The sequence below is a fragment of the Achromobacter marplatensis genome (genome assembly GCF_049060505.1).
GTDB classification, from domain to species: Bacteria; Pseudomonadota; Gammaproteobacteria; order Burkholderiales; family Burkholderiaceae_B; genus Achromobacter; species Achromobacter marplatensis_A.
This window is the reverse complement of the sequence record NZ_JBMGRB010000007.1, coordinates 256,617-271,643: the sequence shown is the minus strand read 5'-3', so window position 1 is coordinate 271,643 and position 15,027 is coordinate 256,617. Positions and strand designations below refer to the sequence as shown.

Genomic DNA, 15,027 nt, shown 5'->3' with positions numbered 1-15,027 from the left:
GCCCGGGGGTGCGCATGGCAATGGGAAACCGCAAGGGAAAATCGCTGGGCGCGGCCGCGATCGTGACGGCATTGCTCACGCAGGGCGCCTTTGCGCAGGAAGCCAGGGACATCTTCAAGACAGAGATATTCCTTACTCCGTACAGCGAGTTGGGCGAAGGCGAGGACACGTATCCGCAGTTGAATGGCCGCTTTCTGCTGATGACGGGATACACCGGTTTTTTTGGCATCAAGGACGCCAACGGCCAGATTCCGCGGTCGCACTGGAGCAGCGTGCAGCCTACGGCGGAAGCCGCACTGGTATTGCAGCTGACACGGGAATTCTCGATCCGCGCGAAGGCGACGTTCAACTCGTCGACCAATGAAACGAAAGACAACGCCTTTTCGGATCTAGGCGTGGACCTGGACAATCTGTTTGCCGCCTATACCGCCGACCGGTACGCCCTGTACGGCGGCAAGATGGATCTGGGTTTTGGCGATGCCTGGCACGTCATCGACGGCCTGTATAGCGGCTTTAACGAGAATTCGGAATTTCGGGGATCGATCGGGCTGGGCGGGCGCTACACCTTTGCGCCCGCGGGTTTTGGTACGCATTCCGTGGCCGCCGTGCTGTTCAAGCGCGACGACACCGGCTTGAACCACCGGCTGAGCCTGGACCAGGGTTTCATTGGGCCGGACCAGCCGCCGCGCTTCAGCGACCAGTTGAAGTCGTTCATCCTGTCATACGATTTCCGCGATCTACCGGGGTTTGAACGCCTGTCGGGCGGAGTGGACGCCGGACGCCTGCACGTGGATCCGGGCCATGGCGAAAGCGCCAACACCGTGTCCGCGCGGCTTCGCTACGACGCGCCGCTGGGCAATGCGTGGAATGTCGGCTGGTTCAACGAGGCGACTTTCTCCAGTGCCTTCCGGGGTGCCCCGGTCTCTAACGGCAATGCCGTGACGTCGGTGTCGTTCTCCCGCGACCGCTGGCAACTGACCGCGACGGCGGCCCTGCGCAAGCTGTCGGGCAGCGAACAGAAGCTGGCGCGGTTCGGGCTGGAAGACGATACCGATTGGGCAATTTCTGGCGCGGTTACTTATGTGACGCCAGTCGGGTTCATTGTGCAGGCGGGGCTGACGCATCAGCGCGACCAGACCACCCGCATCAACCAGGGCGTTTTTCGCATCGCTTATCAAGCGGGATTCTGAGGGCATCATGACTAGCAAAACACGACTTATCGCCGGCGCATGCGTGCTGGCGCTTGGCGGCCCCCTGGCGGCGGCGCAGCCGGTGGCCATCGAAAGCGCGCCGAATCCGCCGGCGGATGCCGTGGCGATCCCCGCCGCAAGCAAGACACAGGCGCTCCAGGCCCTGCCGGGCATCGTGGAAGACATCATGACGCGCAGCCGGGTGCCGGGCATGGCCGTCGCCGTGGTCATCGATGGCAAGACGGTGCTGGTGAAGGGCTACGGCACGCGAGAGGCGGGCAAAAAGGCGCCCGTGGATGCGCAGACCGTGTTCCAGATTGCCTCCATCTCCAAGTCGCTGTCCGCGACGGTGGCGGCGATGGAAATCTCGAAGGGCGCGGTTTCGTGGGACGATCCGGTCGCGCGGTATCTGCCGGACGCGAGGCTAAGCGACGGCTATGTGTCCACGCACGCCACGATCGGGGATTTCTTCGCGCACCGGTCCGGCCTGCCGGGCACGGCTGGCGACGATCTGGAAGACCTGGGATTCAAGCGGGACGACGTGATTGCCCGGCTGCGCCTGTTGCCGCTGGATACCTTCCGCACGTCCTATCACTACGCGAATTTCAGCACCACCATCGGCGCCGAGGCGGTAGCCCGCGCCGCCGGCCGACCCTGGGACGCGCTGGCCGATGAACGGCTGTTCAAGCCGTTGGGGATGAAGGCGACCAGCTATCGGTTCAGCGACTTCATGGCGCACGATAACCGCGCGGTGCTGCACGGTTACCAGAACGGCGTGTTCGTGCCCATGGGGCAGCGCGACGCGGATCAGCAGGCGCCGGCGGGCGGCGCGTCGTCGACGGTCGTGGATATGGCGGAATGGCTGAAGCTGCTGCTTGCCGACGGCCAATATCAGGGCAAGCGGTTGATCGACGCCGGCGCGCTGTTGCCGGCGCTGACGGCGCAGGCGTTCAGTGCGCGGGCGCATGACCTGAATTCTCGCGCAGGCTTTTACGGCTATGGCTTTAACGTCAATACCGAATTGGGCGGACGCCCATCCATGGGGCATTCCGGCGCGTTCCTGATGGGCACGGGCACCACGTTCAAGATCGTGCCGTCCGCCGGCATCGGCATCGTAGTGCTGACAAACGGCGCACCGGTGGGCGCGGCGGAATCCGTCGCCGCGTCGTTCATCGATACGGCGTTGTACGGGAAGCCGACGCGCGACTGGTACGCGGCGTACCACGGGGCGATGAAGGGCTTCTTTGAACCGCAGGCAGACCTTTCCGCAAAGGCCCCGCCCGCAAAGCCGGCGCCCGCGAAAGCGTTGTCGGCGTACACCGGCCGTTTCGACAATGCCTACTACGGCCCCGCCGACATCCAAGAATCGGAGGGCGGCCTGGTGCTGGTGCTGGGCCCCAAGGGCATGCGCTTTCCGGTCAAGCACTGGGACGGCGATACCTTCGCCTTCTCGCCGGCGGGGGAAGCCGAACTGGTCGATTCGCGGGCGTCCATCGTCTTCAAGACAGCGCAGGGCAAGGCTACCGGTTTCGATATCAAGTTCTATGACGACAACGGCCTGGGGCACTGGACGGGAAAGTAGCGGGGCCTTGGGCAAAGCCCGCCTGCCGCGCGGTCAAAAGCGGTAGGCGGCACGCAGCGTCAGCGATTGATCGCGGTATTGGCCGCTGCCGCGCAAGGCGTATTCCGTCTTCAGTTCCATGCCCTTGGGCGTGACGTACTCCAACCCGGCGGACAGGTTGCCGTAGGTTTTGGGCATACCCGACTTTAACGAGAATGGCGTGGTGTTGAACCCGCTTAACTGCATGGTCGTCACGACGTCGCCACCGCCCAGGAAGCTCATCCCGGCCGCCGCATAGGACCGCAGCGTCGCGCCATTGTCCAGGTCCGTGCGCGCGCCGACTTCGACCATGGGCGACACCATGAACGACGTCGTGTCGTTGCCGCGCACCTTCAGGTTGAACACGCTGGGGCCTTGTTCGCGATAGCCGTCCTGTCGGATATGGTTCACGTCCAGATCCACGTATGGCCGTAGATACCAGGACGGGTGGCTGAACTCGTAAGCCGTGCGCAGCCGCGCGGCCAGGAACGACGACTGCGGTTTGCTTTTGGCGACACCGTCCAGCGTGCCGCGCGCCATCCTGTTTTTCTCCACGCCGCCATGCACGGCGACGGCGACTTGCCAGGGCGCGTTGTTGTACTTCAAGGCCAGGCCGCCTGCATAGGTGTCGCTGTTGGCCGACAGGCTGGCTGACGACGAGGTCTTGCCAGCGGCATAGCTCAGCGATCCCCCCAGAAACCAATTAGTGACGAATTCGCGTTGCGCGCCGATCGTCAACGCCGTCTGGCGGATGCGATACCCCTGGTCATTCGACGTGCCTTCACGCGTCGTCCAGTTGGTGTCCAGGCGCGACCACACGCAGTTTCCTTCGCGCAGGATCGTGCTTTCGCCGACGAAACCCGGGCAGCTCATCATGCGGCCCATCGACGCGTAGGACGCGTGTATCTGATTCGAAGCGCGGGCGAATTGCCCATCGTGGGCGACGCCGTTCAGCGCGTCCCGGTACTGCTGCGGGGTCCGGACGCCGGTGAATTTGTCGAACAGCGAGGCGGTGCCTCTGCTGCCCTGGTTCCACAACGCTTGCAGCGAATTTGCGATGTTCCTGCGATCCGCGCTGAGGGGCAGCGCGGCCGGCGTGAAGTCGGCATCGACCGAAATCAGTGGGTCGCGAAAACCGTCGGCGCCATTGTTTTTCATCGCGAACTGGAATAGCGGGCTGTCGCTGGCCAAGGCCGGGACGTGGGTCTGCGCCGCATCGAAGTGGCCGATGCCCAGCCAGATGTTCTTGACGGGATTGCGTAGCACAGGATTGACGGTGCCGGCGAAGGTCGACGCACCGGATACGGAAATGAAATCGCTGTTGTGGTTGCCGAAATCCAGGTCCGGCCGATAGGTGCCGGTGTGGTTCAGCGCGCCCGTGATCCGTGTCGTCATGAACGTGCCCGGCCCGCCCGGGTTCAACGTGCCGGCGTTGTTCAGGTCACCCTGGAACCGGGCGCCGGTGTACAGGCTGGCGCCGGCATGGTTGTTGAAGGTGCTGCCGGCGCCCAACACAACATCGCCCGCCACGGTGCCGTTGTTGTCGACGACCGTCAGGCCGGACGCGTCGATCGCGGTCCTGGCCTGGATGGTGCCGGCGTTGGTGATGGTGGTGCGGGCCAGTGGCGCGATGGCAAGGATGGCGGTGCCGGATGCGCTATTGGCGCTTAGCAGCGCATTCGGGCCAACGCTGAGGGTGATGGGCCGGCCGCCGCCGTTGGCGCCATTGCTGACGGCGACGATAGCGGGCGAATTAGCGCCGCTGGCGACGACATGCGCGGCCTGTCCCACCGTGATGGAGATCGGCCCGCCGTATGTCAGGGCATTGTCCGGGGTGCCGTATTGATACAGCGTGCCGTCCTTGAAGACGCCGCCGCCGCCCACGCTCATCGCCAGGATCGCGGGGGCATTTGCCCCCGTGGTCTGAAGGGTGCCGCCCGTGCCGATGGATACGTTGACAGGGCCGCCATTGCCGATGCCGCCGTTAATCCCCGCGCTTTGGATGAGACCCGTCGTGTACCGCGCCGAGGATTGATCGCCCGTCAGCCCACCGCCGCCGCCCACGCTTTGCGCCAGGATGCCGGCGGCGCCGTTGCCGCTGGTGGCCACCAGGCCCGCGATGGTCAGGATGACCCCATTGCCGTCGCCGTCGATGGTGGAAGACGCCACGGGCTTCAGCGTTACCAGGCCAGGTTGGGTCGACAGCCCGGCGATGCCGCCGCCGCCACCGACGCTTTGCGCGACGATGCCGTGCGAGTTCACGCCGGACGTGGAGATGCGGCCGCCCACGTCCTGCGTCACCGTGACGGCGCCCGCGGCGCCGCTCATCGGCACATTCGACCCGAAGGTGATGTTCGCGGCATTGGCCGTGGGCTGCGCGCCATTGTCGATGGTGACCAGGCCGCCGCCGCCGCCAATGCTCTGCGCCAGCACTCCGAAGGACAGCACGCCGGAAGTCGTGATGCTGCCGCCCATGTTGGTGGCGCTGACGTTGCCGCCATTGCCGGTCGCCGTCGTCGGAAACGGGCCATTGTTGCTGGTCCCGATACTGCCCAGCTGGATATCGACGCTACCCAGCGACGCGCTGGACGACACGGCGGCCAGCCCGCCGCCGCCGCCCACGCTTTGCGCCAGGACCCCTGGCGACAACGCGCCTTGCGTCACGATGCGGCCCGTGTGGTTGCCGACGGTCACGGCGTCTCCGGACACCAGCGAAAAGTCGGACCCGCTAAAGCTGCCGTTCGGATATTCACCGCCCAACGTGATCGCCAGCGAGGCGGTCTGCGGCATGGCGGCCAAACTGGCATTGCGCAGGAGGAGCGTGCCGATGCCGCCGCCGCCGCCGACGCTTTGCGCGATGATCCCGGCGGATCCGCTGGCGCGGGTTCCAAGCGTGCCGCCATGAACAGCGTTGACGGCGCCGCCCATGCTGAGTTTTCCGCCGTTGCCATGATCGCCCGCCACGCCCAGCGCGATCGTCGTGGAGGCGGCGCTCCACAGGAACAAGGGCTGGTCGACCACCGATATGCCACCGCCTCCGCCCACGCTTTGGGCGACGATGCCGGGTGCCTGGTACCCCAGCGTGGTGATCCGGCTGGTTGAGGCGCTGGCGTCGACCGTGACCACGCCGCCCGCGCCATTGGCGCCGTCCAAGCCGCCATTGCGCACATTGATCAGCGACCCCAGGGCAGAGCCGCCTTTGGTGCCCAGGATGTTGATGATGCGGGTGATCTTGTCGATGATCTGGGGAGCGCCGCCGCCAGCTGCGGCGGACACCACTGATTGCAGATCCTGCCCGCTGGCTGCGCTGCGGCCGCCGCCGCCGCCAATGCTCTGCGCCACGATGCCGGCCGACCCGTCGCCTTGCGTGGTGATCGACCCCGTGTTCACGACCAGGGCGGGATCGGACGCCGTGCCGCCTCCCGAACCCGCCGCGCCGCCGCTGCCGCCGGTTTGATGCGTGATGCTGGTTTGCGGCAAGGCGACGGTAAACACGTTCTGCACGCCCGATTCGGCGGCCTTGATCAGCGCATCGATGCTGGAGAGCAGCGTGGAGGCGCCCGCCGAATCGATCATGCCGGCATTGCCGCCGCCGCCGCCCACGCTTTGCGCCAGGATGCCCGGCGCATGATCGCCGTGGGTCGAGATGGCGCCGTCGTTGCGCGCATTGAAGGGGCTTGCCGACGCGCCGTCGCCGCCGGTGCCGCCCGTCGTGACGCCGACGGACAAGCTGACCGCCTTGCTAAGCGCCATTTGCGGGCCGCTTTCCAGCCAGCTGGCGGCCTTGTCCAGCAAGCCGGCAAGGTTGGAGGGCGAACCCAGGATGTCATTGAAGGAATTGGCGTCGTGCGCCTGGACGATGCCGCCATTGCCCCCGCCGCCGCCCAGGCTCTGCACGACGATGCCGGCCGAGCCCGCTCCCGTGGTGGCGATGGTGCCCGAACCGGCATTGGCGATCCGCGCGCGGCCGCCATTACCGCCCTTGCCGCCTTGCGCGCCGTGCCGGATGCTCAGTTGCAGGTCGATCAGTGAATTGCCGATGGTCGGCGTCTTGACCGGCGCCAGGACGCCGCCGCCATTGCCGCCGCCGCCGCCAATGCTCTGCGCGACCACGCCGTGGCTTTGCGCGCCGGCCGTACTGACGGCTCCCTCGTTCGTGAGGATCGCCAGGTCGCCGTCGCCGGCCCCTTGCCCCACGCCGCCATTTGAAATCGCGAGCGTGACCGTGCCGCTGGGGTTGTCGCCCAATGGCGGTGCGATTGTGATGGCGCGGGCGTTCGCCAACCCACCGTTGCCCCCGCCGCCGCCGACGCTCTGCGCCAGCACGCCATGGCTTTGCGCGCCCAGCGTCGTGATGGCCGCCTGGCTTGCCTGCGTGAACGAGACGGTGCCGGCGCCGCCGCCGCTGCCTCCCCTGCCGCCCGTCGCCACCGTGACATTCAGCCCGATGCCCACGCCGACTGCGTTGGCGGACCCGCCGCTGCCGCCGCCACCGCCGATGCTTTGCAGCACGACGCCCGATGCGTTCCCCGCGCGGGTCAGAATCTTGCCTTGCGACGAAAACTGCACCAGGCCGCCGTGACCGGCCGCGCCGCCGGCGCCGCCGATCGCAATGGCCGCAATGACGCCGGTGGCGTTGGCGTCGCCGCCCATGCCGCCGCCGCCGCCGATGCTCTGGAGGATGACGGCGGCGCTGTTGTCGCCCGAGGTGTCGATGCTGCCGGCGTGGGTCATCGCTACGCCGCCGCCCGAGCCGCCCGTGCCGCCATGGCCGCCGCCCACGCCGATGATCCCGTTACTGGACGACGCCATGCCGCCGCCGCCGCCCGCGCTGTTGGCGACGATGGCCGCGGCGTCATTGCCAAAGGTGCTGATGGTTCCCTTGTTGGCGATGGTGATCGCTTGTCCGGCGACGGCGCCCGCGCCGCCATCGCCGCCTTGCCCGAACGCACCGTTGGCGCCGCCCGGCCCGCCTTCGCCGCCCAGTACGCTGGCCACGATGCCCTTGGCGCCCACGGTGCCAACCGCGCCGGCCGTGATCTGGCCGGTATGGGTGATGTTGATGGCGCCGGGCGCGCCGCCTGGGCCGCCGTTGTGCCCGTCGGCCCACGAACCACTGCCGCCGTTGCCGCCATTGCCGCCTTGTGTCAGCGCGTAGACGCCGATGGCGCGGTTGCCGGTCGTGGTGATCACGCCCCCGCTGGTGATGCTGACCTGCCCCGCGTTGCCGCCCGCGGCGGCCTTCGTGTCGGTGCCGTTGCGGGTCGACGCGCTGCCGGCGAGGGAACGGGCGATGACGCCATGCACGCCATCGCCGTGGCCGGTGACGGACGAACCGGCTGACGACACGAAGGTAACCGTCGACGCGTCGCCGCCCCGGCCGGCGTTCGCATGCCCGCCAAAGTCGCCGGTGTGCTCGGCGGCGCCGCCGCTACCGCCCGACGAGATCAAGCCAACTGCCGCGCTGACGTCGCCCGGCCCCGGGCCGCGTGCGGTGATCGATGTGCGGCCCTGCAAGGCCGCGTAGGCCTCGCCGGCGCTGCCCCCGTGCCCGGCGTTGTCCGCGCCGCCGAACCCGCCGACGATTCCACTGTCCGACCCCCCGCCGCCCCACGATTGCACCGCGACGCCAAAGCCGCTGCCCGTAATGGTGACGGCGTTCAGCGTGACGCCGGCCCGGTATCCATCGCCGCCGATGCCATAGCCGCCATCAGGCCCGTTGGCGTTCCCCCACAGGCCGCCGCTGCCTCCCGCCGAGTAAAGATCTATGCCGCGGCCGCTGGCGGTGACCGAGCTGGTTGCCAGGGTGTAGTCGATGATCCGCCCGCCTCCGCCGTTGCCGCCCCAGTGATTGGGGTTCGCGTCCCGGCCGTCGCCGCCCCGGCCGCCGCTGACATCGATGAGGATGCCGGTTTGGCCGGGCGCGGCCGCGTTGATGCGCTTATTACTGTCTTGGTGGACCAAGTCCGTAGGCGCCCATTGGCCGTCGTGGCCGTTGTCCGGGTAATCACCGCTAGAGCAGCAAGTCCCGTCCGCGCCCCGGTTGACATACGACAACGGTTCCGACTGCGCATAGGCCGGCCGGCCGAACACGTAAAGCGTCGAGATGCCGGCCTGCAGCAGGACGGCAAACCAGGGGAAGCGCAGGCGGTTGCGGCCCGGGTTCGAGAGAGCTTGCGTGGACATGGATGGCGGCGCGTCGACGGAGGATAGCGGCAGAGTAGAAATGACGCGCACCGCGGGACAAGGCCAAGATGACGAATCAACCATGCCGCCTGACGAGTCGCCTTCGGCGTCCTGTCACGCCGATGCAACGCCCCGGTGCGCTAATACCGGCGCCGAGGGCACGCGGCGATCTTGGCGCCGCCGCCTGCCCGATCCTTCCCTTGCGATGCCGCGTGTCGGCACCGCCTTACCGTGGGCATTCCTCGACATGGACCGCAGAAAATTCCTTAAGTGGGGCAGCTTCCTGACCGTCTCGGCGGCCACCGCCAGCCTGGCGGGGTGCAATAGCAGCGATGACGATGATGGCGACGACAATAGCGGCGGCGACCCCGGTGGCGGCACGCCGCCCGCCCGCTTCCAGTACCCGCAAGGCGTGGCGTCCGGCGATCCCCGTCCGGACAGCATCATCCTGTGGACCCGCGTGATGGGCGCCGACGATGCGGCGGTCCCGGTGCGGGTGCAGTTGGCGCGCGACGACGCGTTCACGCAATTGCTGGTCGACGCCAGCGTCAGCGCCGAGCCTGATTGGGACCATACGGTGCGCCACAAGGTCACGGGCCTGGATGCCGGCAGCAATTATTACTACCGCTTCGTGGCCGGCGCCAGCACGAGCCCCGTGGGCCGCACGCGCACGGCGCCGGCCGAGAATGCCGCCGTGGCGCAATTGAAGTTTGCCTTCATCTCCTGTCAGGATTGGAGCGTGAATCACTGGGCCGGCTTCGACGAACTCGCCGCGCAGGACCTGGATTTCGTGGTGCATCTGGGCGACTACGTATACGAGACCGTCAAGGCGGGCTTCCAGACGGGCGGCGTCGAAAGCGCGCACGCCCCGTTGTCGCTGCCCGACGGTACGGCGCGGGCCGATGGCGCGGTCTACGCCACCACGCTTGCCGACTACCGCAGCCTGTATCGCAGCTACCGCTCGGACCCGCGCCTGCAAGCGTTGCACGCGCGCTTTCCGATCATTGCCATCTGGGACGACCACGAGTTTTCGGATGATTGCTGGCAGGACCGCCAGACCTACGACGTTGCGGACGATGAAACCCCCAGGACGTCTCGGCGCCGCAGCGCCAGCCAGGCCTGGTTCGAATTCATGCCGGCCGATGTCTCGCTGGATCTGGCCAACCCGTCGTTCCAGAACCTTCAGATCTACCGCGCGTTCCGCTTTGGCAGCCTGGCCACGCTGTTGATGACGGATGAACGCCTGTACCGCGCCGACCACGTCATTCCCGAACAACAGGTCGGCAGCGAGATCGGCAGCCGCTATTTCGTACCCAAGCGCCTGCTTTCGCAAGTCGAGGCGCTGAAGATAAGCAACGCCGGCGGACAACTGACGCCCGTTTCCATCTTGGGCAATACCCAGCGCGACTGGTGGAAGGCGCAGCTGGGCGCAAGCACCACGGCGTGGAACCTGTGGGGCAATGAAGTCTCGCTGTTGCGTATGCAGTTCGACGGCACGCAGGCCGTTGCCGGCTTGCTGGCCCAGGGGCTGGCGGCGGCGCAGCCCGGTCTGCAGCCCTTGGTCCCCTTCATGACCGCGGCGCTGGCCCAGGACCTGGCGGGCGCGGATCACAGCAGCGGCAAGCCCGTCACCGCGTATCCCGCGTTGTCGGCGTTACTGGACGCGCAAGCGGGCATTCCCGCGCCCGCGTTCGCGGCGCAGATAAAACCTTTGCTGGACGCGCAATTGCCGCCGTCGCTGTTGTTGGACCAGTATCTGCTGAATGCCGACCAATGGGATGGGTACAACGCCGAACGCAAGGACCTGATGGCCTTTGTGCGCGACGCGGGCGTGCGCAACCTGGTGGCGTTGACGGGCGATATCCACGCCTTCTTCGCTGGCCCCGTGATGGACGACTACGACGCCGCGACGCCCAGGCCCGTGATGGTGGACCTGGTGACCGCGGGCATTTCCAGCAATTCGTTCTTCAGCTATTTCAAGAGTGTCGTGGACACCGATCCCACCTTCGCGCCGGCCAAGCCGCTGATCTACACCCAGGCCGCAGACGTGGTGAAGAACGCGTTCAACGATACGTTGAAGCAGTTCAATTCGAATTGGCTGCGCTACATCGATACCGACGCGCAAGGCTTTGCCGTGGTGACGCTGACGCCGACGGAACTGCGTTGCGTCTTCAACAAGCTCAAGCCTTTGGACGGCACGAAGGCGCCCGCGCTGCCGGCGGTGGCATCGCAAACGGTGCTGACGGTGGCATCCGGCATGCCCGAGGTAAGCGTGGCGGCCTGATCGGGACGGGTGGCGGGTGGTATCTTGTGCCTGTTTTCTCCACCCGCCCTTCCCAATGTCCGACACCACGCACTCCGCCGATTCGCCGCAACCCGACGAGCCGGCGGCCATTCACCGCCCTTTCGTTCAGAACAACGGCACCCGCCGCACCCTGCATTTCACGCAGAAAGAGATCCAGAGCAGCATGTCCGTGCTCAATCCCGATGCGCTGGAGCTTGAGTACACGCGGATGATGATGGGCTTTGTGCTGTTCAACCCCGAGCCCGCCCGTATCCTGATGGTGGGCCTGGGCGGCGGGTCCCTGCCGAAGTTCTGCTACCGCCACTTGCCCCGCACGGCGATCGACGTGGTCGAGATCGATCCCGCCGTCATCGCCTTGCGGGATGCCTTCATGGTGCCGCGGGACGATGCGCGCTTCTCGGTGATCCAGGCCGACGCGGCCGAGTATCTGCGCGGGCTGTCGGATCATGCCGACGTGATTTTCCTGGACGGCTTCGGCGTGGGCGGCATCCCCGATGCGCTCTGTTCCGAGGCGTTCTACGCCGACTGCCACCGTGCGTTGCGCGACGACGGCATCCTGGTCATCAATTTCCACGTCAACCACCCCAAGCACCACGACTACCTGAGCCGCGTGCGTGCCGCCTTCGGGCCCGCGATGTTCGAAGTGGTGGATGACGACATGACCAACAGCATTGTCTTCGCTTGCAAGGGCGACCTGCTGAACGACCCGGCCGCCGCGGAACTGACGCGCCCCGCCTCGATCGCGAAGGATGCGTGGCGGCAGCTGATGCCCACCCTGCGCGTGATCGGGGCGACGCTGGAGCTTCGATAGGCCGGCGGATAGGCCTCGCCGCGATTGCGGCGCGATGACCGGCGTGGGGCGCGGAACGGAATCAAAAAGATATAAAATGTATTAATGTGTATATAATCGCCGGTCCATTCCGTGACTAGAAATGCTTCCCCGGACGTAGGCGAGAAGGGTGGCTGGAGAAAAAAATGTTGAATAGGCTTGTGAAGATCGGCGCGCTGGCGATGTTGTCGGCGGTGATTTCGGGTTGTGCCACCGAGCGTTCGCAAGCACTGGCGGTGCCCGCCGTGGCAGCGGCCAGCAAACCGTACCAGGGCGTCCGCAGCCCGATCTCGGTGGGCAAATTCGACAACCGGACCAACTATCTGCGTGGTGTCTTCTCTGACGGCGTGGACCGCCTGGGCGGACAGGCAAAGACGATTGTGGTCAGCCACCTTCAGCGCAGCGGCCGCTTCCAGGTCATGGACCGGGAAAACCTGACGGAGATCGCGCAAGAAGCCGGCTTCAACAAGAAGGCCAGCCAGATCAAGGGCGCGCGCTACGTGGTGACGGGCGACGTGACGGCGTTTGGCCGCAAGGTCACCGGCGACCAGCAGTTGTTTGGCATTCTGGGCCGTGGCAAGGAGCAAGTCGCCTACGCGAAGGTAGACCTGAATGTCGTCGACGTCGTGACGTCCGAAGTGGTGTATTCCGCATCCGGCGCCGGAGAGTACAGCCTGTCGAACCGTGAAGTGATCGGCTTTGGCGGCACGGCGGGATACGACTCCACGCTCAACGGCAAGGTGTTGGACCTGGCGATCCGCGAGGCAGTCGATCGGCTGGTCGAAGGCATCGAGCAGGGCGCCTGGCAACCTGCCGCCAACTAAGGGGATCCCGTCATGTTGAATGCTCAGGCGATGCGTCGCCGGAACGTCGTTGCGCGCGCGGGGCGCGGCCTGGCTATCGCGGCCCTGGCCGGGTTGCTAAGCGCCTGCGTGCAGCAGCCCAAGCTTATGTACACCTGGCAGTCTTACCAGCCTTCGGTCTATGCCTACCTCAAGGACGACGGCGCCGACAGCACGCTGCAAATCCAGGCGCTGGAGAAGAATATCGAGACCGCGCGGTCGGCCAATGTCGAGTTGCCGCCGGGATTCCGCGCGCATCTGGGCATGCTGTACCTGAAGACTGGGGATGGCGATAAGGCGGTCGAACAAATGCAGGGCGAGAAGGTGGCTTTTCCGGAGTCCACGCCGTTCATGGATTTCCTGATGCGAAATGTCGGCAAGCCCAAGGCCGCTGCCGAGGCGGCGGGCACGCCCGCCGCCGGTATGCCCGCTGCCGGTATGCCCGCTGCCGGTATGCCCGCCGCCACCTCCAAAGCGCCTGGCGAGACGCTTGCTTCGAAGAAGGGGTCGTGATCATGACCAGGCTGTTCCGAGTGGGTCTGCTGGCCGCTGTCGCGTTGCTGGCAGGTTGCGTCGCACCGCCAAAAGACGTGGATTACACGGCATTCCGCGAAAGCAAGCCGGCGTCGATCCTGGTGCTGCCGCCGTTGAATACTTCGGTGGACGTTGCGGCCGCCGCGGCGGTGCTGTCCCAGGCGACTTTTCCGTTGGCCGAGTCGGGCTACTACGTGATCCCGGTCGGGGTCATGGACGAGACGTTCAAGCAGAACGGCATGAGCACACCCGACGAGATCCATGAATTGCCGCCGGCCAAGCTGCGCGAGATCTTCGGCGCCGATGCCGCGCTCTATATGGTCGTGAAGCAATACGGATCCAGCTATGCGGTGCTGCAAAGTTCGGTCACGGTGTCGATCGACGCTCAGCTCGTCGACCTGCGCAACGGCGCCAAACTGTGGTCCGGCAGCAAGCAAGTGGTGCATGCCAACAACAGCAGCGGCGGCTTATTGGGCATGCTGGTCCAGGCCGTGGTGGATCAGATCGTCAACACCTTGTCCGACCGTAGCTACAGTGTGGCGGGTATGACGAATAACATGCTGCTTGGCGCAGGCCGGCCCGGCGGCATCCTCTACGGCCCCCGTTCGCCGCGCTACGAGACGCAGTAGGACGGCGCATGGCCGTCTGGCCGTCCGGTCGTCCGTCCCACCCTGCCGGCCGCTTAGTCCCAGGCGGCCGCCAGGCCTTCCGGGCTGACTTCGCGGCCGTTGCGTTCCAGCGTGGCGATCGCGGCCATGTCGTCCGCCGTCAGCCGCAATTCCTGGGCAAGCAGATTGCTGGCCAGGTTGTCGCGTTGGGTTGAAGACGGAATTACGGCATAGCCCAGCTGCAGCGCCCAGGCCAGCGCAACCTGCGCGGGCGTGGCGTCGTGGCGTTCGGCGATTCGGTTGATGACGGGGTCTTTCAGCACCTTGCCGTAGGCCAGCGTCATGTAGGACGTGACGGGGATGCTCTGCGCTTTCAGGAAGGCGGTCAGCGCGGCGTTCTGCAGGTAGGGGCTAAGCTCGATCTGGTTGGTGGCGATCGCGTCCTGGCCCACGGCGGCGATGGCCTCGCGGGTTTCGGCGATGGGGAAATTCGAAATGCCGATCTGGCGGGTCAGCCCTTGCGCCTTGGCCTCGGCCAGCGCCGTCATGAATTCCGCGATGGTCACGCCATTGCCCGGCGCCGGCCAGTGGATCAGGGTCAGGTCGACGTAGTCGGTGCGCAGTTTGGCCAAGCTGTCTTTCAGGCTGGGCGCAAGCTTGTCCCGGGCATAGTTAGGCACCCATATCTTGGTGGTGATGAACAGGTCTTCGCGGGCGACGCCCGACTCGGCGATGGCCTGGCCGACGGCCGCTTCGTTTTCGTAGATCTGCGCGGTATCGATGGCGCGGTAGCCGACGTCCAGCGCATTGCGCACCGAATCGATAGCGACTTGGCCTTGCAGGCGGAACGTGCCGACGCCAAATGCGGGAATGCTCATGTAAAACTCCATGGTAGGGGTGCGGGGCCGGCGGATGTCGTCCGGGAATGCAGCA

Annotated in this window: 9 protein-coding genes; 7 read left to right on the top strand and 2 right to left on the bottom strand. The window is 66.3% G+C overall.

The genetic code is table 11. From position 1 onward, the window contains the following. The first annotated feature begins 14 nt into the window (after window positions 1-14). Both ACI0FO_RS19015 and ACI0FO_RS19010 read left to right on the top strand, forming a co-directional pair. A complete protein-coding gene (locus tag ACI0FO_RS19015) occupies window positions 15-1,190 on the top strand; it encodes a hypothetical protein (protein WP_416029108.1) in 1,176 nt (391 codons plus the stop codon). A gap of 7 nt (window positions 1,191-1,197) precedes the next feature. Further along, window positions 1,198-2,772 (top strand): serine hydrolase, encoded by a 1,575-nt coding sequence (locus tag ACI0FO_RS19010; protein ID WP_416029106.1) that lies wholly within the window; start codon window positions 1,198-1,200, stop codon window positions 2,770-2,772. Between the two features lie 33 nt (window positions 2,773-2,805). Here ACI0FO_RS19010 and ACI0FO_RS19005 read toward each other — a convergent pair whose 3' ends face one another. After that, on the bottom strand, window positions 2,806-8,976 hold the full coding sequence (locus tag ACI0FO_RS19005; RefSeq protein WP_416029104.1) for an autotransporter outer membrane beta-barrel domain-containing protein: 6,171 nt from the start codon (window positions 8,974-8,976) through the stop codon (window positions 2,806-2,808). Window positions 8,977-9,223: 247 nt separating this feature from the next. Here ACI0FO_RS19005 and ACI0FO_RS19000 point away from each other — a divergent pair, with 247 nt between their 5' ends. From ACI0FO_RS19000 to ACI0FO_RS18980, 5 genes are all read left to right on the top strand, one after another. Beyond that, complete coding sequence (locus tag ACI0FO_RS19000; RefSeq protein WP_416029102.1) at window positions 9,224-11,260, top strand: alkaline phosphatase D family protein; 2,037 nt, start codon at window positions 9,224-9,226, stop codon at window positions 11,258-11,260. A 55-nt stretch (window positions 11,261-11,315) separates the two neighbouring features. Beyond that, a complete protein-coding gene (locus tag ACI0FO_RS18995; RefSeq protein ID WP_416029100.1) occupies window positions 11,316-12,092 on the top strand; it encodes a fused MFS/spermidine synthase in 777 nt (258 codons plus the stop codon). Window positions 12,093-12,256: 164 nt separating this feature from the next. Then, window positions 12,257-12,934: a CsgG/HfaB family protein gene (locus ACI0FO_RS18990; RefSeq protein ID WP_416029098.1), complete on the top strand. Its 678-nt coding sequence runs from the start codon at window positions 12,257-12,259 to the stop codon at window positions 12,932-12,934. A gap of 12 nt (window positions 12,935-12,946) precedes the next feature. After that, a complete protein-coding gene (locus ACI0FO_RS18985; protein WP_416029096.1) occupies window positions 12,947-13,465 on the top strand; it encodes a DUF4810 domain-containing protein in 519 nt (172 codons plus the stop codon). A 2-nt stretch (window positions 13,466-13,467) separates the two neighbouring features. Further along, a complete protein-coding gene (locus ACI0FO_RS18980; protein WP_416029094.1) occupies window positions 13,468-14,115 on the top strand; it encodes a DUF799 domain-containing protein in 648 nt (215 codons plus the stop codon). A gap of 53 nt (window positions 14,116-14,168) precedes the next feature. Here the strand turns inward: ACI0FO_RS18980 and dkgB are convergent, their stop codons facing one another. Continuing rightward, window positions 14,169-14,972, bottom strand: coding sequence for a 2,5-didehydrogluconate reductase DkgB (gene dkgB, locus ACI0FO_RS18975; RefSeq protein ID WP_416029092.1), 804 nt, complete (start codon window positions 14,970-14,972; stop codon window positions 14,169-14,171). Between the last annotated feature and the right edge of the window lie 55 nt (window positions 14,973-15,027).

Excerpts from the sequence above, each read along its gene's own strand:
- ACI0FO_RS19015 (WP_416029108.1), top strand. The coding sequence starts at position 15 with ATGGCAATGGGAAACCGCAAGGGAAAATCGCTGGGCGCGGCCGCGATC.
- ACI0FO_RS19010 (WP_416029106.1), top strand. The coding sequence starts at position 1,198 with ATGACTAGCAAAACACGACTTATCGCCGGCGCATGCGTGCTGGCGCTT.
- ACI0FO_RS19005 (WP_416029104.1), bottom strand. The coding sequence starts at position 8,976 with ATGTCCACGCAAGCTCTCTCGAACCCGGGCCGCAACCGCCTGCGCTTC.
- ACI0FO_RS19000 (WP_416029102.1), top strand. The coding sequence starts at position 9,224 with ATGGACCGCAGAAAATTCCTTAAGTGGGGCAGCTTCCTGACCGTCTCG.
- ACI0FO_RS18995 (WP_416029100.1), top strand. The coding sequence starts at position 11,316 with ATGTCCGACACCACGCACTCCGCCGATTCGCCGCAACCCGACGAGCCG.
- ACI0FO_RS18990 (WP_416029098.1), top strand. The coding sequence starts at position 12,257 with ATGTTGAATAGGCTTGTGAAGATCGGCGCGCTGGCGATGTTGTCGGCG.
- ACI0FO_RS18985 (WP_416029096.1), top strand. The coding sequence starts at position 12,947 with ATGTTGAATGCTCAGGCGATGCGTCGCCGGAACGTCGTTGCGCGCGCG.
- ACI0FO_RS18980 (WP_416029094.1), top strand. The coding sequence starts at position 13,468 with ATGACCAGGCTGTTCCGAGTGGGTCTGCTGGCCGCTGTCGCGTTGCTG.
- dkgB (WP_416029092.1), bottom strand. The coding sequence starts at position 14,972 with ATGAGCATTCCCGCATTTGGCGTCGGCACGTTCCGCCTGCAAGGCCAA.